We start from the raw sequence: 20,793 nt of genomic DNA, 5'->3' as shown, positions 1-20,793 counted from the left end.
AAAGGGCACCAATGGAAAATTTCCTCTACCAGGCTTCGATTTATCTGGCGGCGGCGGTAATAGCGGTACCGCTTTCGGCACGTCTGGGATTGGGATCGGTACTGGGCTATCTGGCCGCCGGCATTGTCATTGGACCGATTCTGGGGTTGGTCGGCGCAGAAACAGCCAGCCTCCAGCACGTTGCCGAGTTCGGTGTCGTCATGATGCTGTTCCTGATCGGCTTGGAGCTTGAACCCAAAGCACTTTGGGATATGCGCGACAAGCTTCTGGGGCTTGGCGGGCTCCAGGTCGGGGTATCTTCGCTTGCGATCATGGTGGTAGCTATGATTGCCGGACATTCGTGGTCGATCGCCTTGGCCGTCGGGCTGACGCTGTCCTTGTCGTCGACGGCCATCGTGCTGCAGACCCTTTCGGAAAAGGGACTGATGCAAACCAACGGCGGGCGGGCGACATTTTCCGTGTTGCTCACGCAAGACATCGCGGTCATTCCCATCCTCGCCTTCCTTCCATTGCTCGCCATCAGCCCTGGTGCACGGATACAAAACGACGGTTCCATCAGCCGCGGAGGTAGTGATAGCGGCCATCATCAGGCCCTTTCACTGGTAGACGGTTTGCCGGGCTGGGCAGTGACCTTGGTAACGATTGGAGCGATTGTATTTGTTGTTCTCGCTGGCGTCTATCTAACCCGACCCTTGTTTCGCTTCATTCACTCCACGCGGCTGCGCGAAATGTACACGGCCCTGGCGTTAATGATCGTGGTGGGCATTTCTTTCCTGATGACGTTGGTTGGGCTGTCTCCTGCACTCGGTTCATTTCTTGCTGGCGTGGTTCTGGCCAGTTCTGAATTCCGCCATGAAATGGAAAGTGACCTTGAACCCTTCAAAGGCCTGCTGCTGGGGCTGTTTTTCATTACTGTCGGCGCAGGGATCGACATCGCCTATTTCTTCCGCGATCCGTTGGACCTGATCGGGCTGGCGTTACTGGTAATACTGGCCAAAGGTATCATTCTCTACGTCGTAGGTCGTGCATTCAAACTCAAAGGGCGGGATCGCTGGCTTTTCACCCTTGGATTGGCCCAAGCAGGTGAATTCGGTTTCGTTCTGCTGGCGTTTTCCACCAAACAAAACGTCATTCCGCCAGACTTGTCGCAAAAGCTTCTGATGGTCATTGCCCTGACTATGCTGATCACACCGCTTTTGTTTATTGTCTACGACATCCTGTCTCGAAACATGCGGGACAAAATCCCGACACCCGAACCAGACAAGATCGACGAAGCAGGCCCGGTAATTATAGCAGGCATTGGGCGGTTCGGGCAGATCGTTAATCGGTTGGTACAAGCCAGTGGTTTCAAGACCATCGTTTTGGATCACAATATTGAAACGATCCAGTTGATGCGTCGCTTCGGAGTCAAAGGCTTTCTAGGAGACCCAACCCGACCGGAACTGCTTCGCGCAGCCGGGCTCGCAAAGGCGCAGGTTCTGGTGGCAGCCATGGATGATCCGAAGATGGTGACGCGTCTGGTGACATACGCCCGCAGACAGCGACCTGACCTTCACATTATCGCTCGTGCCCGTGACCGCAATCACGTCTACGAACTCTATCAAGCCGGGGCTGACGACATCGTTCGCGAAATGTTTGACGGAGCATTGCGCGCAGGACGCTATGTTCTAGAGAATGTCGGCCTCAGTGAGTACGAGGCCGCGCAGGCTGAAAAGACATTCTATCGCCACGACCGCAACACGATCCGGGATTTGGCGGATCTGTGGGTACCCGGCATGCCGACCGCCGAGAACAAGAAGTACATCGAACGGGCTCAGCTTCTAGAGAAAGACCTCGAAACAGCGCTGTTGGAACTGGCCGAGGAACATGCCAAGAAAACTGCTTGATCGTCATCCGACGGGCCAATGCAAATGCGGCCCGCCCTAGACAGACAGGCGGTTCAGCCGTCCGATACACCTGCTTCGGCAAAAGTCGCCATACCCGAATGGCATGCGACAGCGCTTTTCAGAATGTGCATTGCCAGCGCCGCGCCCGACCCCTCGCCCAATCGAAGACCAAGGGACAACAGCGGCTCCTTGTTCAGCTGTGCCAAAACTGCGCCATGTGCGCCCTCGGCGCTCTGGTGCCCGGCAACGGTATGTTTCAGCGCACCAGGTACCGTGTATTCCAGGCACGCCGCGGCCGCCGAACAGATAAAACCGTCCAGGATGACGGGAATGCGCAACACCCGCGCGGCAGCGATTGCACCTGCCATCGCCGCGATTTCGCGTCCACCTAGCCTACGCAAGATTTCGATGCCATCCCCGCTGTCACCATGCAGGGCAACACCTTCGGCCACGACGCGTGTTTTATTAGCAAGTCCAGCATCATCGACACCGGTGCCACGCCCGGTCCAGTCTACAGCTTCTCCACCAAACAAGGCACAAGCGATAGCAGCCGCTGGTGTCGTGTTTCCGATCCCCATTTCACCTACAACCAGAAGATCCGAATTCGGACTGACCGCATGCCAGCCGGTCCGCAGCGCCATCAAAAGGTCGTCTTCAGCCATCGCGGACGCCTTGGTAAAATCCTCAGTTGGCCGATCCAGCTCAAGCGCACAGACATCCAACTTTGCTCCCGCTGCCTTTGCCAACTGATTGATCGCAGCGCCACCATGCTGGAAATTCAAAACCATTTGCTCGGTCACTTCCGGTGGAAATGCCGACACCCCTTGCACCGTAACACCGTGGTTTCCTGCAAATACGATGACCTGTGGCGCTTCGATTACTGGCCGTGCATTCCCTCGCCAACCAGCATACCAGATGGCCAGTTCTTCCAGCCGCCCAAGCGCCCCCGGCGGTTTCGTCAACTGCCCATTGCGTTCTTCCGCCCCTTTGACCGCTTCGATATCTGGACCAGGTGCATCGGAGAGAAATGCACGAAATGTATTCAAATCGGAGAGTTCGGGCAGCATGGAAAGCCTCGTTGCATCGGAGTGGTGCTGCGTGTTTAACCACTGCATCCGTTGCCGCAACACCCCGAAAGGCCTGGATGTGACAAAAAACGACACGAGAACTTTTTTGGTGTGGGATGTTGCCCTTGCACTCGTCCTGCTGACACGCCTGCCGATTCCAAGGCTCCCTGACTGGGTGTTTGCTCGTCAGAAGCGAGCCGCATGGGCGTTTCCAGTTGTTGGCCTGGTTCTGGGGGCGCTGGCCTGCACTGTCGGCCAGATCGCAGTCGCCATTGGGCTTTCATCGTGGGTAAGCGGCGGTTTGGTTGTTGCGGTCCTGATCCTCTGCGCGGGCGCGATGCACGAGGACGGCTTGGCAGATACCGCAGACGGGTTATGGGGCGGTTTTTCCCCAGAAAGACGGTTGGAGATCATGAAGGACAGCCATATCGGCACATATGGGGTCCTGGCGCTGATCCTGTCCCAGTTTCTGCGGATCTCGGCTGTTGCTGCACTCATAGCCGCAGGAGCCTTGTGGTCGCTTCTTGCGGCCGCAATCTGGTCGCGGGCCTTGATGCCAATCTCAATGGGAGTTTTACCCAACGCTCGAATTTCTGGTCTCAGCCATCGGGTTGGACGACCCTCAAAAGCCACTTGGATAGCTGGTCTGGGAGTTGCCCTTGTTTTTTGCTTTGTCCTGAGTGGTACTGCATTCCTGCTCCCTGCTCTCTGCGCGAGCGCCACGGCCTATACCCTCGCAGTGATAGCCAAATCGAAAATCGGCGGGCAGACGGGTGATATACTCGGGGCTACGCAGGCACTGAGCGAAATCGCTTTTCTTTTGGCACTGGCTGCGCAAACCTGACGAAAGACACATGATCAGGGCATTTCCGCAACCACAAAAAAAGACCGCCCGAAACGGGGCGGCCTTTGTCTTATAATGGCTATGTTACGCAGCGCGCGAAGTCAGGACATCGTCCACCTGCTTGGCAGCCGACATCTCATCCCCGCCGGATACAGCGGCGACCTCACGAGTTAACCGTTCCAGCGCAGCTTCATAAAGCTGACGCTCTGAATAGCTTTGCTCGCGCTGGTCATCTGTGCGGTGAAGGTCGCGAACCACTTCGGCGATCGAGATCAGATCTCCCGAGTTGATCTTTTGCTCGTACTCTTGCGCGCGACGAGACCACATGGCGCGTTTAACCTTGGCTTTACCCTTCAGTGTCTTCATTGCCTGACTAATCACATCAGGTGAACTGAGCGATCGCAGGCCGGACTCGGTGGCCTTGTTGGTCGGTACACGAAGGGTCATCTTGTCCTTTTCAAAGGAAATCACGAACAGCTCGAGTGTGAACCCGGCGACTTCCTGCTCTTCGATCGAAATGATCTGTCCAACGCCATGCGCCGGATACACAACATACTCGTTCGGGCGGAATTCGAGCTTCTTCGACTTTGTCATTCACATTTTTCCTTGGTTGGAGATCGACATGCAGACGACGAAAACAACCATTCGGGGCATTGGTTCAGCCCCGGCTGGCGGTGTCCATGTCACTAATTTACAACTCCAAAGCATACACACTTACGGAGCACATCCCGATCTCTGTCATCTTGTGACACCAATCATACCATAAAAATCCGACCACTGGAAGTTGACCCAGCGTAATACGTAGGGAAGCGCTTTGTTTTCAAGGATCCGACAATGGTACTCTTGATCACTTCATGACGATCAACGCCGAATCACTCAACCGCCTTCGCCCGGCGTTTCGGAGAAATACTTCTCCATTTTGCCTTCTTCTCCGTCACGTTCCTCGGCATCTGGCAGAGGATCCTTCTTGGTCACAATCACCGGCCACTGCTCGGCATATTTGCGGTTGAATTCGACCCACTGCTCCATCCCCGGTTCGGTGTCAGGACGAATTGCGTCGGCAGGGCATTCCGGCTCACACACTCCACAGTCGATGCATTCATCGGGGTGAATGACCAGTGTGTTTTCACCTTCATAGAAACAATCCACAGGGCAGACTTCGACACAGTCGGTATATTTGCAGCCAATACAGTTTTCGGTGACAACATAGGTCATGGTCGGAATCCCGTTTACACTTTGGCGACTAGCTAAAACAGACTTGCCCGCTCTTCAAGGGAAGATCACCCCTCATCAGGTCGAGAAAGATCAAGCTTGCGTCGATCCTTCTTAGTTGGGCGACCTTTTCCCTCGAATTTCGGATTTGCCTGAGGTTCGTCCCGCTTTTCCGCCAAATCCTCGTACAACGTTTGTGCCTCAGGCGCCGGACCACGCCTTGTACCCAAGGCCGCGATACGAACGACGCGAATATCGCGGCCCTGGGCGAAGGTGAGAACATCGCCAAGTCCAACGCCATAGGCAGGTTTTAGTACCTGGCTTCCATTTACGCGGACGTGACCGCAGCCAACCAACTTGGCAGCCAGGCTGCGCGTCTTGAAAAAACGCGCATGCCAAAGCCATTTGTCGATACGAAGCTTGGCCTGAGCCTCGCCCATATCTGGTCAGTTACCTTCCTTGAGCGCCATCAACGCAGCAAAGGGGTTGTCCGGATCGATGGCTTTTTCTTTTTTCGGAGGACGGGAAGAGAAGGTCTTGGCACCCTGCAGATGTTTGCCGCCTTTTTTTCCTTGCGGCTTCCCTCGTCCATCCTGAGGCTTTCCGCGTGGTTTGCCTTTGCCCGGACCCGTGCGCTGCTCCCGGCGTGGCCCGCGGTTGGTTTGACGCTGGCGACCCCACACAAACGTATAAAAAACCTCATTCTCGGGCTCACCCTCAGTCGGGAGGGCGGCTACTGTCTCAGTGACCTCTGCGACCTCTGTTATTTCCGAAGGTTCAGAGTTCTCTGCCTCTACGGCCCCGCTTTCTTGCTCTTCTGCAGCCTCCGCCTGATCTGGCACTTCCGTCGTAGCAGGCTCTGAAACGGTCTCCGTTGCCGCTGGTTTGATCTTGGGGCGCTCGCCGCGCTCGGCACTATAGCCCAGCCCCTTCATCAACTCGGCAAACTGACCCAATGTCATACCAGTGATCGAAAGCATATCGGCTTTGGCTTCGAACCCGCCCCGGCTGTCCTCGGAACGCAGCATATCCGCCAGACGCTCCAGCATGTCGATGCGAATCGAACGTTCGCCTGCTACGCGATAACCGCACACGGTGTCGTAGCCATCTGGTGCATCAATTGCAGTAGGAACAGTCACCAAACCAGGCGGCGGCGCCTCGGGGAATTCCTGCAAACCTTCTGCTAGTGACCACAAAACCAGCCTCAACCGCGTCGGGGCGGGTTTCAGCAACAACGGCATAAAGATGGTGAATTGTCCGAAGCGGATACCATGTTTGCGAAGTGCGCCGCGCGCGTCCTGGTCCAGATCCTTGACCTCTTGCGCAACCTGAGCACGCGGGAGAATCCCAAAGGCTTCGACCATTCGGAACGCAAACCCGCGTGCTAGCCCGGTCAACTCCTCATCCCGCGACAAGGTCAAAAGCGGTTCAAAAAGCGCAGAAATTTTTCGGTCAATGAAATGCTGCAAACGGCGTTGTACCTTTTGCTGCACATCCGGGCCTGCAGCCTCATCCACAAACACTTCAACCTGCGGTTTGAGCGGTTCGGCACCCGAGACAAGTTTGCCTACGGCGTACTCGCCCCACATAAGGCCACCCTGTTCGGTGAAATCAATCTCGGTATCGGGAGCATTGTAGAAGCGGTCGGCGCGTAGATGGAATTGCGGTGCCAGAGCCTGCAAAGACGCCGATTTCAGTGCCTTCGCTTCGGCCCCTTGTGCGCTTTTGTCCGGGCTGAACCGGAAGCCTTCCAAACGACCAACGAATTCTCCTTCGACGGTCACTTCACCCTTGTCATTAACCTCGGCCAAAAGGGCCTCCTTCTGCTTGAGCCGGCGCAACAACACGGAAGTGCGCCGATCCACAAATCTTTGTGTCAAACGTTCGTGAAGAGCGTCTGACACCCTGTCTTCTACAGCGCGCGTTTCGGCGCGCCAATGCGATTCGTCACGAACCCAGCCATTCCGCTGGGCGACGTATATCCATGTGCGAATATATGCCAGTCGTCTGGAAAGTGCATCTATGTCGCCGTCAGTTCTGTCAATACGGCGGATTTGCCGCGCCATGAAGTCCTCATGAATGGCGCCGTGCTCGTGCAGATTGCCGTAGATAACCTCTAAAAGGGTGGCATGTTCAGCATGGCTGATGCCTCGAAAGTCCGGAATGCGGCATACATCCCACAACAACCGAACCGAAGAGCCATCGCTGGCGCGCGCAGCTACCTCAGTCACTTGGGAAAGAGATTTCAACACGTTAAGATCATCGGCAGGCCGTGCCTTGATCAGATGGTCGCTGTCCGGAGCAACCTCAAGAGAGGTGATTAAAGTGTCAATCGAGCCGAACCGCAGAGCCTCGTTTCGCCAGTTCAGCTTTTTGAGAGGCGCAAAGCGGCTTTCCATTATTGCCAGGGCCACACCTTCTTCCAACTGTGGCGCCTCGCCTGTAACGCCAAATGTACCGTCTGACATTCCGCGCCCTGCCCGGCCGGCAATCTGTGCCAACTCATTCGGTGCCAAGGGTCTCATTCGCCTTCCATCAAACTTGCTTAGCGCCGAGAAAGCTACGTGATTCACATCCAGATTCAGCCCCATGCCAATGGCATCTGTCGCCACCAGATAGTCAACCTCGCCATTTTGGTAGAGCGCTACCTGTGCGTTGCGGGTGCGCGGGCTAAGGGCCCCCATCACCACGGCTGCGCCACCTTTCTGTCGGCGCAGCAATTCAGCAATGGCATAGACATTCTCAACCGAGAAACCGACAATCGCACTGCGCGGCGGCATCCGGCTGATCTTTTTGGAACCTGAATATATCAGTTGCGACATACGTTCGCGGCGCACGAACTGTGTTTGCGGGACAAGTGCGGTGATCGGGCCGCGCATGGTGTCGGACCCCAGAAACAGCGTCTCGTGTGTACCCCGTGCGCGAAGCAACCGATCTGTAAACACATGCCCTCGCTCAGGATCCGCACAAAGTTGGATTTCATCCACTGCGACGAAGTCCGCTCCCATTCCTTCCGGCATCGCCTCTACTGTGCAGACCCAATACTGAGCACGCGGCGGCACGATCCTTTCTTCGCCCGTCACTAGCGCCACAACCGATGGCCCGCGAATCGCAACGATCTTGTCATAAACCTCACGCGCCAATAGACGCAGCGGCAGACCAATCACCCCGGTGCGATGCCCCAGCATCCGTTCAATGGCATAGTGTGTTTTGCCTGTGTTGGTCGGGCCCAGAACAGCCACGATTCGGGTTGACCCGTTCACCTATGCCCCCTGCCCCGCATCCAGGGCGATCTAGAGTGATTTGCCCGCCACCTGGGGCTTCAACCGATTCACGGCTTTGGTTACTTCCTCGTGGCTGGGATGTATAGCCAACGCACGCGAATAGATGTCGAAGGCTTTTTCTGGCTGGTTCAAGGCCTCAAAGATCAACCCCAAACCGAAAATCGCGTCATAGTGATTGGGATTAAGCGCCAGCGCCCGCTCGAGATCTGACAGCGCCAAACCGTATCGCTGCAACCCAAAAAACGCGGATGCGCGAGCATGCCAACCTTCGGCAAAATCGGGCGCGTGATCTGTTAGGGCAGTCAAATGTTCAATAGCGGTCTCAATATCACCGATTTCCAACGCTTCGCGACCTCTTTCAAGCAGGAAATCGGCCGAAGCAGACCCTGACTTGGCCCAAAGCGCCTGCAACTGGCGATCAATATGAATCGACTGCACCGGATCGGCCAGCAACAACTCGCCCAGCAACTTGGCTTCATCGCTTGAATCCGAGTCCTGCGCCACGCTCATTCCGGAAAACGTGACTATGAACGCGATTGCCGCGACGATAGGTTTGAGATTGGGATATTCAAAGCTCATAACAAGAGTCACTGTAGCGTGGCGTCAGAGTAAGTCCAATCACGGCGCCGTATCAATATGAGGAAAAAATGAGCGACGTATTAGAGAAGGCCGCGGCCGCACTGAACGACAAACTGGCGGGCGGCGCTTTCGGTGCTTCAGCAAAGTTTTCTATTGCAGAAATGGGTTCAATCGTTCTGGACACTGACGGAGCGCGCGTCAGCGACGAAGATGCCGACGTGACCCTAAGTGCCGATGCCGACACATTCGAACAGATTCTCAGCGGTGAACTGAACCCGACAGGCGCATTCATGTCAGGCAAGCTGACAATTGACGGCGATATGGGTGTCGCGATGCAACTGGCATCGGTTCTGGCCTGATGATTCTGTCGCCGGCCCCCTACTTTTCCGACGTGGCCGGCGAACCAGCTGGCGGGTACGCCCATTGGGTTCAGACATCTGACGGCATCCGTATCCGCGTGGGCCTCTGGCGGCCTGACGAGGTTTCGCACGGAACTATAATGATCTTACCGGGTCGCACCGAATACATAGAGAAATACGCAGAAACCGCGCGTGAATTCGTCAGGCGCGGATTTGCCTGCCTTGCCGTGGACTGGCGTGGACAGGGGTTGGCGCAAAGACTGCTTAGCGACCCACGCATCGGGCATGTAGGTCATTTTTCGGACTACCAAAAAGACCTGTCGGCTGTCCTTGATCTGGCTTTAGAACTGGCATTGCCCAGACCCTGGTACCTGGTTGGCCACTCGATGGGCGGCGCCATCGGACTGCGCGCGGTCATGGAGAGCGACAGCTTTTCAGCCTGCGCCTTTACCGGGCCGATGTGGGGAATTTTCTTTACCCCGATTATGAAACCACTCAGTTGGGTGACGGCTTATTGGGGACCAAAATTCGGCTTGGGGCATAAAACGCCGCCTACGACGTCGCTGGAGAGTTATGTCGTGACACAGCCGTTTGAAGGTAATGTACTAACGCGCGATCCGGATATGTATCAGATGATGAAGGACCAGTTGGCAGCCCATCCGGAACTGGCGCTTGGGGCACCGTCTACGCTTTGGCTGCGCGAGGCTTTGACCGAGTGCGACTATCTGATGGCACAACCCGCGCCGGACCTTCCTTGCGTTACTTTTCTCGGCAGTCATGAACAAATCGTTGACCGGAAAGCCATCCGGGCGCGGATGGCGAATTGGCCTAAGGGTACTTTGGTTGAGATTCCAGGCGGTGAACACGAGGTACTTATGGAATCCCCCGAAGTCAGAGGTCCGGTGTTCGATAAGATCGCCTCAGTGTTCCAATACGAAAACTCAATTGAAGGGCTGACGCGCCCCAATATGCCTCGCTTGTGATCTTCTGTCGTCACGCTTAGATGTGTGCAACGCAGTTTCATGAGGTGTTCAATGCTCAACCTTCCCTTTCCTTTACAAGATGCCAATGCCAACGGAGGAACAAAGGATCTTGGCGACTTGCCGGAATGGGACCTGACGGACCTCTACACGTCGAAGGATGCCCCCGAACTGGCACGGGATCTGAACTGGCTGGAAAAAGAATGCCCATCCTTTGCTGCAGATTATGAAAACAAGTTAGCAGGTTTGGATGCCGATCAACTGCTACTCTGCGTCCAACGAAACGAAAAAATCAGTTCTATCGCCGGGCGGATCATGTCGTTTGCCGGCTTGCGGTACTATCAACTTACCACCGATGCTGAACGCGCGAAATTTCTGTCAGATTGCCAGGAACAGATCACCGTCTTCACAACGCCACTGGTCTTTTTCACGCTGGAGCTGAATCGGATCGAAGAAAAGACGCTTAAGGAGCATTTCTCGGCCAATGCAGAGCTAGCGCGCTATGAACCCGTCTTTCGCCGTATTCGCGCGATGAAACCGTATCAGTTGTCGGATGAACTGGAAAAATTCCTGCATGATCTCGGCGCGGTCGGTGATGCGTGGGAGAAGCTGTTCGACGAAACCATTGCCGGGCTGACCTTTTCCGTCGATGGCGAGAGCCTGAACATTGAAGGCACTCTGAACCTGCTCACCGAGCAGGACCGCACCAAACGCGAGGTTGCGGCACGAGAACTGGCTAGTGTCTTCGCAGACAACATCAAGACCTTCGCCCGTGTTCACAACACCCAGGCAAAGGAAAAAGAGATCATAGATCGCTGGCGCAAGATGCCGACGGCGCAAACAGGCAGGCACCTGTCAAACGACGTGGAATCCGAGGTAGTCGAAGCCCTGCGCAAAGCGGTGGTTGCCGCCTATCCCAAGCTCAGCCACCGGTACTATGAGCTAAAACGTAAATGGCTGGGTCTGGACAAGATGCAGGTCTGGGACCGCAACGCTCCGCTTCCGATGGAGGACACGCGTGTCGTCAACTGGGCCGAGGCTGAAAAAACCGTAATGGAGGCATATAACGCCTTCGACCCACGCATGGGCGAAATCGCATCCCCATTCTTTTCAAAAGGTTGGATCGACGCCGCCGTCAAACCCGGTAAGGCCCCCGGCGCGTTCGCCCATCCGACCGTGACCGAGGTGCATCCTTATGTGATGCTCAACTACTTGGGCAAGCCTCGCGATGTGATGACATTGGCCCACGAGTTGGGGCATGGCGTGCATCAGGTTCTGGCTGCCGGACAAGGCGAAATGTTGTCATCGACTCCGCTGACTCTGGCCGAAACCGCCAGCGTATTCGGAGAGATGTTGACCTTCCGCAAGATGCTCGAAAAGGCTGGAACCAGCGAGCAACGCAAGGTTCTGTTGGCCGGCAAGGTTGAGGATATGATCAACACTGTCGTCCGACAGATCGCATTCTACGACTTCGAGTGCAAACTGCATGAGGCGCGCCGTGGAGGCGAGCTCACACCAGACGACATCAATGCACTATGGATGAGCGTGCAGGCAGAGAGCCTTGGCCCCGCATTCGAGTTCATGGACGGGTATGAAACTTTCTGGGCCTATATCCCGCATTTTGTGCACTCGCCCTTCTACGTCTACGCTTATGCATTTGGCGATGGTCTGGTGAACGCGCTCTACACGGTTTACGCCGAGGGCAAATCCGGCTTTGAAGACCTCTATTTCGATATGCTGAAAGCGGGTGGATCGAAGCACCATAAGGAGTTGCTGGCTCCTTTCGGCCTTGATGCAAGCGATCCCAAATTCTGGGACAAGGGCCTGAACATGATATCGGGCTTCATTGACGAGTTGGAGGCGATGGAAGAGTGAACAAACAAGGGCGTTGGGCTGCGCTGAGGACGCGTCTGCGCCCTGCCCTGGTTCGTATCCGCCGCAATGTGCCGCGTGGCTTGAGGATTGTCGTGGGTTTTCTACTCATTCTTGGAGGAGTTTTGGGTTTCCTGCCTGTGCTCGGATTCTGGATGATCCCGCTGGGTATTATGGTCGCGGCGATGGATGTCGATCTCTTTCGCCGCTGGCGACGACGCAGAAACCACCGTTAACTCATTTCAGCTGGCTGTCTTTGGATCCTCGGCGGTTGATGCCACCGCGGGCCTTGAATGCGCTGTCCCTCTCTTGCTGACAATCTATACACAGCTTTACTCCAGGCTGGGCTGCTCGACGTTGTTCAGAAATTGGCTCTTCGCATTCAGCGCAATGTGTCAGGCTCTCGCCTACAGGACGTTTATGCGCTTGCATTCGCGCCAGTTCGTCGTTGATCGACGCCTCTATCTGTTCGCTCACCGCGCCGTCGCGCGCCCATCCACCTGCCATATCGCTCCTCCCTTGCGTCATTCATGCTTACAGGCTTTCAAGGCCGTTTCAAGCTGGTGACGAAACCGACGCCAAGTCAGGCTTTATTTGCGGTGACACCCAGTTACTGTGAAGTGTCAGTGACGGAGGGCAGTGATGCGCAGATTTCTGAAATTGCTTGGCGGTCTGTTCATCATAGTTGTTGTGTCCAGCTTCATTGTTTTTTTCGGGTTTCTTCCAGCCTATGTTGAAGACACACGTAACAGCGTGATCGACCACGCGCCTTATCCGGTTTCCGACGCGGGTGCTACGTTGCATGAGACGCTGATCGTTGAGGATCTGCATGCCGATCCCCTGCTCTGGAGCCGAGATCTAAACAAAGCCGGCACTCGCGGGCAAGTAGACGTTCCGCGACTAGCCGAAGGGAACGTTGCACTGCAAGTCTTTACCGCAGTTACCAAATCACCCGCCGGCCAGAACTATGACAGCAACTCATCAGATGCTTTCGACAACATCACCTTACTCGCTATCGCTCAAATGTGGCCGCTGCGGACCTGGGCCAGCTTGAAAGAGCGCGCAATCTATCAAGCCGAGAAATTACATAAGTTCGAAGCTGAATCTGATGGCCGCCTGAAGATCATCAAGTCAACCGCAGATCTGGACGCGGTTTTGAACGCCCGCGCCAACGGGGAAATGGTTATCGGAGGCGTATTGGGGATAGAAGGCGCTCATCCCCTAGAGGGCGATCTCGCCAATCTTGATGCAATCTATGATGCCGGGCATCGGGTGTTTGGCCTTCAACACTTTTTCGACAATGACTTGGGCGGCTCTTTGCATGGGAAGTCGAATTCCGGATTGACCGACTTTGGCCGTGCGGTGGTTGCGGAGTTGGCGCGGAGGCCAGTGCTAATCGATCTGGCCCACTCCAGCCCACAAGTCGCACGAGAGGTTTTGGCCATGACGGACATTCCCGTGATTGTTAGTCATGGCGGACTGCATGGGCACTGCGCGGTTAAACGTAACTTTCCCGACGAATTGATGCAGCAGATTGCAGCCACTGATGGCGTCATCGGAATGGGTTATTGGGCCGAAGTGACCTGTGGTGATAACTCTCCCGCCGGGATAGCAGAGATGATACGGGTCGCTGTGGCAACTGTGGGTGAAGACCACGTGTCGCTGGGATCGGATTTTGACGGATCGGTCGAAACGGCATTCGACACATCCGAACTCGCGGCGCTGACGTCTGCACTTTTGGACGAAGGGTTGACGGTACCTCAGATCCGCAAGGTTATGGGCGAAAACATGCTACGTGTTTTGCGCACAAGGTTGCGTTGAACATTGGAGTCGGCAGCACCTTCAAAATTCCCCCACCAAGTCTTAAACCTGTTGGGGGTACGGAGTCACCAGCGCCCAATCAGATACCGTTGAGCATGCCCTTTTCACGGGCAAGTTCGCGCATTTTCTTTTGCAGTTTTTCAAAAGCCCGCACTTCAATCTGGCGAATGCGCTCTCGGCTTACATTGTATTGCGTGCTCAGATCCTCCAGGGTCACCGGCTGATCCATCAGGCGGCGCTGGGTGAGGATGTCTTTTTCACGGTCGTTCAGAACATCAAGGGCCGCAGCCAGAAGTTCGCGCCGCGCCTCCAACTCGTCACGCGCCTCATAATCTCCGGCCTGATCCGCATCTTCATCTTCCAACCAGTCCTGCCACTGCATGGCGCTGTCGCCTTCGGTGCCGACAGTTGCGTTTAGTGATGCATCCCCGCCTGACATGCGGCGGTTCATGCTGATCACGTCTTCTTCAGACACTCCAAGATCGTTTGCAATCTGCGCAACATTTTCCGGGCGTAGGTCGCCCTCCTCCAACGCACCGATACGGGCCTTGGCCTTGCGAAGGTTGAAGAACAGCTTCTTCTGCGCTGAAGTCGTGCCAAGCTTGACCAGCGACCAGGAGCGCAGAATGTACTCCTGGATCGATGCGCGGATCCACCACATCGCATAGGTCGCCAGACGGAAACCCTTCTCAGGATCAAACCGCTTTACGGCTTGCATGAGACCGACGTTGGCCTCGGAAATCACCTCGGCCTGTGGTAAGCCATAACCACGGTATCCCATTGCGATCTTGGCCGCCAAACGCAGGTGGGACGTCACCATCTTGTGAGCGGCCTCAGCATCCTGCTCTTCGACCCAACGCTTGGCCAGCATGTATTCTTCTTCCGGTTCAAGTAGAGGAAACTTGCGGATTTCCTGCATATAGCGGTTCAGGCCGCCTTCCGGCGTCGGGGCTGGCAGATTTGCATAATTCGCCATGTCCGTGTCCCTCCAGACTTCAATGTTTAGTCATTTAACATAGGATATGGGTCGTGAATACTTCCCTTTCAAGGGGCGGGTTAACAGTCTGTTCTTAAACTTTCATTAAGGAAAGATAAGTTTCCGAGGATCACAGTGATTTGCGCATTATGACAATGGTTTGCGCAACTCGGAAATTAATGTCTCCATGTCCTTAGGTACTGGCGATTCAAACCGCAAAGCTTTGCCTGTTACCGGATGTTCGAACCCCAGAACAGCCGCATGCAGTGCCTGACGCGGGAAATTCCGAACTGCTTCGACAGCTTCGCATGCAAACGACTGTTCCGGCAACTTTCTCTTACCCCCATAAACGGGATCGCCAACCAGCCCATGCCCCGCATGGGCCATGTGCACGCGAATCTGGTGCGTCCGACCTGTCTCAAGCCAGCATTCGACCAGCGCCAAAACCGGGGGAGCACCGTATACCTCGACCACCCTAACCCGGGTCACCGCGTGACGACCGCCATGAAACAGAACCGCCTGTTTCTGCCTGTCAGTCTTGTGACGTGCCAATTGGGTGGTCAGACGCAAAATGTTGCCCAGCTCGAAGCTTGCTCCTTTGACGCCCCGCAAACGCGGATCACTTCTGTCAGGAACACCATAACAAACCGCCCGGTAATAACGTTCCACGCTGTGCGCCTCGAACTGGACCGCGAGACCGTGATGCGCAGCATCCGATTTTGCCACAACGAGTAACCCGCTTGTATCCTTGTCGATCCGGTGGACGATACCTGGGCGCTTAACACCGCCAACCCCAGACAACTTGTCGCCACAATGATGCAGCAGAGCATTTACCAGCGTCCCGCCAGGCGATCCTGGCGCCGGGTGAACAACCATTCCAGCGGGCTTGTTGATGACGACTAGATCTTTGTCTTCATAAACGACGTCCAACGGAATATTTTCCGGGCCTATGTGGCTGTCTTTGGCATCTTCGATCACTATAGAGATACGACTTCCTTCAGCGACACGTGCCTTGGCATCCAAAATAGCAGCACCATCGACCGAAACCGCCCCGCTTTCGATCAGACGGGCAAGACGGGTACGCGACAGGTTGGCCTGGTCTGGCACATCCCGCGAAAGCGCCTTATCAAGGCGGGGTGGCGGAGACGCCGCAATTTCGAACTCAATCAGGCGGGTACCCATGACTGTCCCTTCCGAACCGCAAGAACCGCTGGAAACGCCACAACTTAAACTCTTGAGGCGTATGGTCATGTTACTGACGGCGGTAATGATTGGCGGGGTTGTATTGACATTTGCGCTGATTGTCATCCGTTTGTCCGATCGCACCCCTAATTTGCCGGACGAGGTCGAATTACCCGGCGGCGCTCGCGCTCAGGCCGTGACCATCGGGAACAACTGGTATGCGGTGGTGACGGATGACAACCGGATCATGATCTTTGACAAAACGACAGGCAATCTGAGACAGCAAATCGAGGTCGAATGAAACCGCAATAGCTTGTGCGTCGATACCCTATAATCGAGAGATGGTACCGCCTCCCTGGCTTGAACAGGGGACCTCTGGATCCACAATCCAGCGCTCTAACCAGCTGAGCTAAGGCGGCACTTGTGAGGGGCGATGTACCCAACGCGTCCCGGGATTGCAAGAGGGTTATAGCTGAATTCTCCAGCTTTGTTCGATCAAGTCGACCCCAAATGAACGCACAGATTTGCAGGCTTCTAGCTGCCAGCCAAAGGCCGCATAAAGCCCACAGGCCGCACGGTGGCTTTCATGCGTCCAAAGCACCATTTCGCTGTATCCGGCCTCGCGGGCGAACCCCATGCAGGTACCAAGTAGACGTTTGCCTAACCCTTTTCCGCGCGCTTCAGGAACCAAAAGGAAAAGGCGCAACTTTGCCACGGCATCACCGGCAGAGACACAAAAAACGCTTCCTAGTCGTTGCCCATCGACTTCAGCGATCCACCCCTTTTCACGATTGGGATCGTTGCAAGCGATGAACTCCTCAAGGATGCTTGCGACCAACGGCGCAAATGTATCGTCAAATCCTTCTTCACGAGCATAGAGCGTTCCGTGGCGTTCCACCAACCACGGAGCATCTTCGGGGCGAAATCTGCGAAGCGACACATCTGACATGCCTCATAAGACCGCAAAGGGCGCTTGATTCTCAACCCGCTGCGGGCTAGCACGAATACTCAATTCCGGAGGCCGTCATGGGCATCAATACCGAACGCGACATCGAAGCGAATTTGCAGATCGGGCCGACCGATCAAGGCATGGTGCGCCTGTTCATCGAGGCGGGCGACCTTGAGGTTCCGATGGACTTCGATCCGGAAGAAGCCGAAGAAATCGCAGAAGAAATCCGCGCGGCGGCGCAAGCGGCAAGAAGCGTTAAAAGCTGAACAGCTACAGCTTCGGATCTCGCAGAGCGCGCAACCGTCGAGCTGCGTCCATTGCAAACTTCTGGATCATTTTTTTGCGACGTGGGGGCGCAACCTTTTCTTCCGGAGCCATTCGGATGATTTCGGCATCATAGGCATCCGCGATGATCAGTCCCGTATCCCGGGGCAGCATTTCGGTTGGGAACTCGATATCGACGGCCCAAAAAAAACGATCGCACCATTCCAAATAACCGTGCCATTTCGAATCTGCCTGATAGTCGGCCCGACTGGACTTGCACTCGATCACCCAAAGCTCTCCCTTGGGACCTAACCCCATCACGTCAACACGGAGCCCACGTGCAGGAACAAATTCTTCAACAGAAACAAAACCATGAGTCGATAAGTGTCGCGCCACCCCGCGCGCAAGTCTCTGGCCTGGTTGTAAATCGAGAGTCATGCTGCAAGGGTGAACAATAAGTGAACAAAAAGCAAGTCCGAGTGAGCTTGGAAAATCTTAGCGCCTACCCTCTTGTGCAATCTCACTGCAAAGCCTACTTAGGCTGTCGGCGGGTTCTGCCCTTCTCGTGTCAGGCAGTATTCCGGTGGCCTTAACCATTTCCGAGGGGGCTGGCTCTGTTCAGGTCCTGGCCTGATTACCTGGCACCCACCTGTACATGCAGGTCCTCGGGAATCAACGCCCCACGGTTGTCTGGTGGTCCCGCCACTTTTCCATTTCCGTAAATAATTCAGCGCCTTTCGCTTGCCTTTTGCTTCACAAAGGCGGGTTTCAAACCTGGAGCAATCGGCGTACCGCCCCGAGGTTTGTCAGGTTTCTCCGCCATACTCATGATCTTCCAGGCAAACTGAACACCAGCAAAAACAACGCCATTCATGAACCAGATCATACCCAAGGCCATCGGTCCAACTTCTGATCCAAGGATCAGGCCGCGCAAGTTAGCCACATTCAGAGCCAGGAGCACGCCAACGAAGATCGCCGACAAGATGAAACCAATAAGAACCTGTGTGATATAGAGACGGACGAGTTTCGGCATACTGTGTCTCCTTGCACCATGACATTCAATCTAGCGCATATGAAGCCAAGGTAAAGCGCGCACCTGCATGTCAGAAAGACTCTGGCTTGGCTTCTCGTGCCATATGATCCAGCACAGCGTTCACGAATTTAGGTTCCTTGCCATCCGGGAAGAAGGCCCGAGCAATTTCCACGAACTCGTTGATAACGACCTTTGGTGGTGTATGGCTTTGTGTGAGTTCCGCTCCTGCAGCGCGGAAGGCTGCCCGCAGCGTCGGGTCGATCCGCGAAATCGGCCATTTGGCTACGAGCGCCCGGTCAGTCATCTGGTCGATTGCAGCCTGATAGTTCACTGCGTCATCCACCAGTCTGCTGAACAACGAGACATCACCCGCAATCATCTCGTCGCCCTCATAGATAGCTCCGAAACGGTGGTCCAGAAATTCACGCACCACTTGTTCGGTGGTTTGACCGGATTGCTCCATCTGGAATAACGCCTGCACGGCATAAAGTCGTGCCGCGGACTTCATCATGCGTTTCCTGCTGCCCGGTTTGGGCGCTTCTTTGGTATTCATGCCGTCGAGGGTCCGTTGCTGTCGCCCGCCACAAGGTTGGACTCGGACGGCGGCTTGAACCCGACGCCCTTCTTCGAAGCGCCCCATTTACGGCTGAGCGCGATCAGATGCAAGGCCGCAGCCGCAGCCCCTCCCCCTTTGTTCATTTGTTTGGTGTCTGCGCGCACAATGGCCTGTTCGCGGTTCTCAACCGTCAGTATGCCATTACCAATACAAAGCCCCTGCAACCCCATCAGCTGAAGCGCACGGCTGCTGTCATTGCATACTGTGTCGTAATGCGTGGTTTCCCCCCGGATCACGCAACCCAGCGCGACATAGCCATCAAAGTTACGCTGGCGATCGGCCATGGCGATAGCCGTCGGCACTTCCAAAGCCCCTGGAACCTCCGCGACTTCCCAAGTCCCTTTCGCCGCTTCGATCTCTGCCCTTGCACCCGCAATAAGATCGTCAGCGATATCCTTGTAGTAGGGTGCCACAACGATGAGAAGTTTGACCGGATCGTCGAATTCCGCGCGCGGCAACGTATAGTGGGTTTCATGTCCGGCCATTTCAGTCATCCTTTAGGATGGGGCGGGTGCCGACAATGGAAAGACCAAAGGCATCCAGACCCAGATATTTTGTTTGTGGAGAGTCGGTTAGCAGGATTAGTTCGTGAACACCCATCTTCGACAGTATCTGTGCGCCTAGACCGGTTTGTTTAATCGTGCGCGGACCTTCGTCCTCGGTCGCATAGAGAGAATTTCGAGGTTGCCGAAACAAGCAAACGACTCCGCGTCCTTCCGCCGCGATCTTTTCCATGGCGCGGGGCAGTTCTTTGACTGATTTCACACCTATCCCAAGAACGTCAGACGCCTCATGCAACGCGTGGGTCCGGGTCAGTACAGGTCCCGGAGTCGAGATGTCTCCCTTGACCATTACCACGTGCTCAATACCATGAGTCTGGTCCGTGAATAACCGCAATTCCCACTCGCCACCATATTCCGATTGCACCAACTCGCGCGAGGTCTCGACCACCAGATTGTCATTGCGCGCGCGATAGGCAATCAGATCATTGATGGTGCCAATTTTCATTTCGTGCTGTTTCGCGAACTCAACCAAATCCGGCAAGCGTGCCATCGTGCCGTCTGACTTCATTATTTCGCAAATGACGCCGGAAGGGTTCAGACCAGCAAGTCGGGAAATGTCCACCGCTGCTTCGGTATGGCCCGCTCGCACCAATACGCCACCCCGCTTGGCGCGCAATGGAAAAATGTGGCCCGGCGTCGCCAGATGCGCCATCGTGTTCAGTTCGTTGATCGCTGTTGCTACAGTCAGTGCCCGGTCACTTGCTGAAATACCGGTGCTGACGCCTTCGCGGGCCTCAATCGAAACGGTGAAAGCGGTTTCGTGCCGGGATGAATTGTTGACCGCCATCATCGGCAACCCCAGCCGGTCAATCCGCTCGGCCGTCATCGGCAAACAAATCAACCCGCGCCCATGGGTCGCCATGAAATTAATTGCATCAGCATCCGCAAACTCCGCTGCGATCACCAGATCCCCTTCGTTCTCACGATCCTCGTGGTCAACCAGGATATACATACGACCCAACCTGGCCTCATCAATGATCTCCTCAATGGGGCTGATCGCATCACGCAACTGGGCCTCGACTGGACCGGGTGTTTCAAAGCTCATGTGGCAGCCTTTCGCAGCGCAAGTCTTGCCGGGCGGGAATAGACCACAACACCGGTAAAGACCAGACCGCAAAACAGCATAGGCAACTTTGAAATGACGTGGATTTACATCCCAGATCGTTTCGCCAGCAGACACAGCCACCGCAACATTCTTGGGTATACTATCACCTCTGCCACAATAACGCCCGATTGATGCCTATCCGCTGTCAGAATAAAATCTGACATATCGACAAGTGGTTTCCTCATCTTGAACAACTACGGC

General features: G+C 55.3%; 23 protein-coding genes and 1 tRNA gene. 8 read left to right on the top strand and 16 right to left on the bottom strand.

The window, feature by feature from the left end:
- Positions 1–11: 11 nt before the first annotated feature.
- Positions 12–1,886 (top strand): monovalent cation:proton antiporter-2 (CPA2) family protein, encoded by a 1,875-nt coding sequence (locus ACR0LZ_RS11140; protein ID WP_480749880.1) that lies wholly within the window; start codon positions 12–14, stop codon positions 1,884–1,886.
- Positions 1,887–1,939: 53 nt separating this feature from the next.
- Here ACR0LZ_RS11140 and cobT read toward each other — a convergent pair whose 3' ends face one another.
- A complete protein-coding gene (gene cobT, locus ACR0LZ_RS11135) occupies positions 1,940–2,953 on the bottom strand; it encodes a nicotinate-nucleotide--dimethylbenzimidazole phosphoribosyltransferase (RefSeq protein WP_480749879.1) in 1,014 nt (337 codons plus the stop codon).
- Positions 2,954–3,062: 109 nt separating this feature from the next.
- Here cobT and cobS point away from each other — a divergent pair, with 109 nt between their 5' ends.
- Complete coding sequence (gene cobS / locus ACR0LZ_RS11130) at positions 3,063–3,797, top strand: adenosylcobinamide-GDP ribazoletransferase (protein WP_480749878.1); 735 nt, start codon at positions 3,063–3,065, stop codon at positions 3,795–3,797.
- Between the two features lie 84 nt (positions 3,798–3,881).
- Here cobS and ACR0LZ_RS11125 read toward each other — a convergent pair whose 3' ends face one another.
- From ACR0LZ_RS11125 to ACR0LZ_RS11105, 5 genes are all read right to left on the bottom strand, one after another.
- On the bottom strand, positions 3,882–4,391 hold the full coding sequence (locus ACR0LZ_RS11125) for a CarD family transcriptional regulator (protein WP_480601378.1): 510 nt from the start codon (positions 4,389–4,391) through the stop codon (positions 3,882–3,884).
- A 282-nt stretch (positions 4,392–4,673) separates the two neighbouring features.
- Positions 4,674–5,012 carry a ferredoxin FdxA gene (fdxA, locus tag ACR0LZ_RS11120; RefSeq protein ID WP_480749877.1) on the bottom strand — a complete coding sequence of 113 codons (339 nt, stop codon included), beginning with the start codon at positions 5,010–5,012 and terminating at the stop codon, positions 4,674–4,676.
- 65 nt (positions 5,013–5,077) lie between these two features.
- Positions 5,078–5,449 carry an RNA-binding S4 domain-containing protein gene (locus ACR0LZ_RS11115; protein ID WP_480749876.1) on the bottom strand — a complete coding sequence of 124 codons (372 nt, stop codon included), beginning with the start codon at positions 5,447–5,449 and terminating at the stop codon, positions 5,078–5,080.
- Between the two features lie 6 nt (positions 5,450–5,455).
- Positions 5,456–8,272, bottom strand: coding sequence for a helicase-related protein (locus tag ACR0LZ_RS11110; RefSeq protein ID WP_480749875.1), 2,817 nt, complete (start codon positions 8,270–8,272; stop codon positions 5,456–5,458).
- Between the two features lie 30 nt (positions 8,273–8,302).
- Entirely contained in the window at positions 8,303–8,872 is a 570-nt protein-coding gene (locus ACR0LZ_RS11105) for a tetratricopeptide repeat protein (protein WP_480749874.1), read from the bottom strand.
- A 68-nt stretch (positions 8,873–8,940) separates the two neighbouring features.
- Here ACR0LZ_RS11105 and ACR0LZ_RS11100 point away from each other — a divergent pair, with 68 nt between their 5' ends.
- Genes ACR0LZ_RS11100 through ACR0LZ_RS11090 form a run of 3 tightly spaced genes read left to right on the top strand, consistent with a single transcriptional unit; the run spans position 8,941 to position 12,086 of the window.
- On the top strand, positions 8,941–9,231 hold the full coding sequence (locus tag ACR0LZ_RS11100; RefSeq protein WP_480749873.1) for an SCP2 sterol-binding domain-containing protein: 291 nt from the start codon (positions 8,941–8,943) through the stop codon (positions 9,229–9,231).
- Positions 9,231–10,214, top strand: a complete 984-nt coding sequence (locus tag ACR0LZ_RS11095; protein ID WP_480749872.1) for an alpha/beta hydrolase — start codon at positions 9,231–9,233, stop codon at positions 10,212–10,214. The genes ACR0LZ_RS11100 and ACR0LZ_RS11095 overlap by 1 nt, the downstream gene beginning before the upstream one ends.
- Before the next feature lie 51 nt (positions 10,215–10,265).
- A complete protein-coding gene (locus ACR0LZ_RS11090; protein WP_480749871.1) occupies positions 10,266–12,086 on the top strand; it encodes a M3 family oligoendopeptidase in 1,821 nt (606 codons plus the stop codon).
- A 234-nt stretch (positions 12,087–12,320) separates the two neighbouring features.
- Here the strand turns inward: ACR0LZ_RS11090 and ACR0LZ_RS11085 are convergent, their stop codons facing one another.
- Entirely contained in the window at positions 12,321–12,590 is a 270-nt protein-coding gene (locus tag ACR0LZ_RS11085) for a DksA/TraR family C4-type zinc finger protein (protein ID WP_480749870.1), read from the bottom strand.
- Between the two features lie 135 nt (positions 12,591–12,725).
- On the opposite strand from ACR0LZ_RS11085, the gene ACR0LZ_RS11080 reads away from it, so the two are divergent.
- On the top strand, positions 12,726–13,904 hold the full coding sequence (locus ACR0LZ_RS11080) for a dipeptidase (RefSeq protein WP_480749869.1): 1,179 nt from the start codon (positions 12,726–12,728) through the stop codon (positions 13,902–13,904).
- A gap of 79 nt (positions 13,905–13,983) precedes the next feature.
- Here the strand turns inward: ACR0LZ_RS11080 and rpoH are convergent, their stop codons facing one another.
- Together rpoH and ACR0LZ_RS11070 are read right to left on the bottom strand one after the other, a co-directional pair.
- On the bottom strand, positions 13,984–14,880 hold the full coding sequence (rpoH, locus tag ACR0LZ_RS11075) for an RNA polymerase sigma factor RpoH (RefSeq protein WP_480749867.1): 897 nt from the start codon (positions 14,878–14,880) through the stop codon (positions 13,984–13,986).
- Positions 14,881–15,027: 147 nt separating this feature from the next.
- Positions 15,028–16,062, bottom strand: a complete 1,035-nt coding sequence (locus tag ACR0LZ_RS11070; protein WP_480749866.1) for an RluA family pseudouridine synthase — start codon at positions 16,060–16,062, stop codon at positions 15,028–15,030.
- Here ACR0LZ_RS11070 and ACR0LZ_RS11065 point away from each other — a divergent pair.
- Complete coding sequence (locus ACR0LZ_RS11065) at positions 16,061–16,363, top strand: DUF6476 family protein (RefSeq protein WP_480749865.1); 303 nt, start codon at positions 16,061–16,063, stop codon at positions 16,361–16,363. The two genes, ACR0LZ_RS11070 and ACR0LZ_RS11065, sit on opposite strands and share 2 nt — an antisense overlap.
- A 41-nt stretch (positions 16,364–16,404) precedes the next feature.
- On the opposite strand, the gene ACR0LZ_RS11060 is transcribed toward ACR0LZ_RS11065, so the two are convergent.
- Together ACR0LZ_RS11060 and ACR0LZ_RS11055 are read right to left on the bottom strand one after the other, a co-directional pair.
- Positions 16,405–16,481, bottom strand: a tRNA-His gene (locus ACR0LZ_RS11060).
- A gap of 47 nt (positions 16,482–16,528) precedes the next feature.
- The gene (locus ACR0LZ_RS11055; RefSeq protein WP_480749864.1) at positions 16,529–17,011 is read right to left on the bottom strand and encodes an N-acetyltransferase family protein; all 483 of its coding nucleotides are present in this window, start codon (positions 17,009–17,011) and stop codon (positions 16,529–16,531) included.
- A gap of 77 nt (positions 17,012–17,088) precedes the next feature.
- On the opposite strand from ACR0LZ_RS11055, the gene ACR0LZ_RS11050 reads away from it, so the two are divergent.
- The gene (locus ACR0LZ_RS11050; protein WP_480749863.1) at positions 17,089–17,277 is read left to right on the top strand and encodes a DUF6324 family protein; all 189 of its coding nucleotides are present in this window, start codon (positions 17,089–17,091) and stop codon (positions 17,275–17,277) included.
- A 4-nt stretch (positions 17,278–17,281) separates the two neighbouring features.
- On the opposite strand, the gene ACR0LZ_RS11045 is transcribed toward ACR0LZ_RS11050, so the two are convergent.
- The 5 genes from ACR0LZ_RS11045 to ribB form a co-directional block, all read right to left on the bottom strand.
- Positions 17,282–17,713 carry an MmcB family DNA repair protein gene (locus ACR0LZ_RS11045; protein ID WP_480749862.1) on the bottom strand — a complete coding sequence of 144 codons (432 nt, stop codon included), beginning with the start codon at positions 17,711–17,713 and terminating at the stop codon, positions 17,282–17,284.
- Between the two features lie 289 nt (positions 17,714–18,002).
- Entirely contained in the window at positions 18,003–18,308 is a 306-nt protein-coding gene (locus ACR0LZ_RS11040; protein WP_480749861.1) for a hypothetical protein, read from the bottom strand.
- 70 nt (positions 18,309–18,378) lie between these two features.
- A complete protein-coding gene (gene nusB, locus ACR0LZ_RS11035) occupies positions 18,379–18,861 on the bottom strand; it encodes a transcription antitermination factor NusB (protein ID WP_480749860.1) in 483 nt (160 codons plus the stop codon).
- Positions 18,858–19,409, bottom strand: coding sequence for a 6,7-dimethyl-8-ribityllumazine synthase (locus ACR0LZ_RS11030; RefSeq protein WP_480749859.1), 552 nt, complete (start codon positions 19,407–19,409; stop codon positions 18,858–18,860). Before ACR0LZ_RS11030 ends, nusB begins: the two co-directional genes overlap by 4 nt.
- 1 nt (position 19,410) lies before the next feature.
- Entirely contained in the window at positions 19,411–20,532 is a 1,122-nt protein-coding gene (gene ribB / locus ACR0LZ_RS11025; protein ID WP_480749858.1) for a 3,4-dihydroxy-2-butanone-4-phosphate synthase, read from the bottom strand.
- Between the last annotated feature and the right edge of the window lie 261 nt (positions 20,533–20,793).

It is taken from the genome of Ruegeria sp. CI1 (assembly GCF_056536925.1).
Note: the sequence above shows the minus strand (reverse complement) of the source record. Positions and strands in the feature narration are given on the sequence as shown.

Excerpts from the sequence above, each read along its gene's own strand:
- rpoH (WP_480749867.1), bottom strand. The coding sequence starts at position 14,880 with ATGGCGAATTATGCAAATCTGCCAGCCCCGACGCCGGAAGGCGGCCTG.
- ACR0LZ_RS11050 (WP_480749863.1), top strand. The coding sequence starts at position 17,089 with ATGGGCATCAATACCGAACGCGACATCGAAGCGAATTTGCAGATCGGG.
- ACR0LZ_RS11125 (WP_480601378.1), bottom strand. The coding sequence starts at position 4,391 with ATGACAAAGTCGAAGAAGCTCGAATTCCGCCCGAACGAGTATGTTGTG.
- ACR0LZ_RS11045 (WP_480749862.1), bottom strand. The coding sequence starts at position 17,713 with ATGACTCTCGATTTACAACCAGGCCAGAGACTTGCGCGCGGGGTGGCG.
- ACR0LZ_RS11080 (WP_480749869.1), top strand. The coding sequence starts at position 12,726 with ATGCGCAGATTTCTGAAATTGCTTGGCGGTCTGTTCATCATAGTTGTT.
- ACR0LZ_RS11115 (WP_480749876.1), bottom strand. The coding sequence starts at position 5,449 with ATGGGCGAGGCTCAGGCCAAGCTTCGTATCGACAAATGGCTTTGGCAT.
- ACR0LZ_RS11040 (WP_480749861.1), bottom strand. The coding sequence starts at position 18,308 with ATGCCGAAACTCGTCCGTCTCTATATCACACAGGTTCTTATTGGTTTC.
- cobT (WP_480749879.1), bottom strand. The coding sequence starts at position 2,953 with ATGCTGCCCGAACTCTCCGATTTGAATACATTTCGTGCATTTCTCTCC.
- ACR0LZ_RS11105 (WP_480749874.1), bottom strand. The coding sequence starts at position 8,872 with ATGAGCTTTGAATATCCCAATCTCAAACCTATCGTCGCGGCAATCGCG.
- ribB (WP_480749858.1), bottom strand. The coding sequence starts at position 20,532 with ATGAGCTTTGAAACACCCGGTCCAGTCGAGGCCCAGTTGCGTGATGCG.
- ACR0LZ_RS11065 (WP_480749865.1), top strand. The coding sequence starts at position 16,061 with ATGACTGTCCCTTCCGAACCGCAAGAACCGCTGGAAACGCCACAACTT.
- ACR0LZ_RS11090 (WP_480749871.1), top strand. The coding sequence starts at position 10,266 with ATGCTCAACCTTCCCTTTCCTTTACAAGATGCCAATGCCAACGGAGGA.
- ACR0LZ_RS11140 (WP_480749880.1), top strand. The coding sequence starts at position 12 with ATGGAAAATTTCCTCTACCAGGCTTCGATTTATCTGGCGGCGGCGGTA.
- ACR0LZ_RS11085 (WP_480749870.1), bottom strand. The coding sequence starts at position 12,590 with ATGGCAGGTGGATGGGCGCGCGACGGCGCGGTGAGCGAACAGATAGAG.
- ACR0LZ_RS11055 (WP_480749864.1), bottom strand. The coding sequence starts at position 17,011 with ATGTCAGATGTGTCGCTTCGCAGATTTCGCCCCGAAGATGCTCCGTGG.
- ACR0LZ_RS11030 (WP_480749859.1), bottom strand. The coding sequence starts at position 19,409 with ATGGCCGGACATGAAACCCACTATACGTTGCCGCGCGCGGAATTCGAC.
- ACR0LZ_RS11100 (WP_480749873.1), top strand. The coding sequence starts at position 8,941 with ATGAGCGACGTATTAGAGAAGGCCGCGGCCGCACTGAACGACAAACTG.
- nusB (WP_480749860.1), bottom strand. The coding sequence starts at position 18,861 with ATGAATACCAAAGAAGCGCCCAAACCGGGCAGCAGGAAACGCATGATG.
- ACR0LZ_RS11095 (WP_480749872.1), top strand. The coding sequence starts at position 9,231 with ATGATTCTGTCGCCGGCCCCCTACTTTTCCGACGTGGCCGGCGAACCA.
- fdxA (WP_480749877.1), bottom strand. The coding sequence starts at position 5,012 with ATGACCTATGTTGTCACCGAAAACTGTATTGGCTGCAAATATACCGAC.
- ACR0LZ_RS11070 (WP_480749866.1), bottom strand. The coding sequence starts at position 16,062 with ATGGGTACCCGCCTGATTGAGTTCGAAATTGCGGCGTCTCCGCCACCC.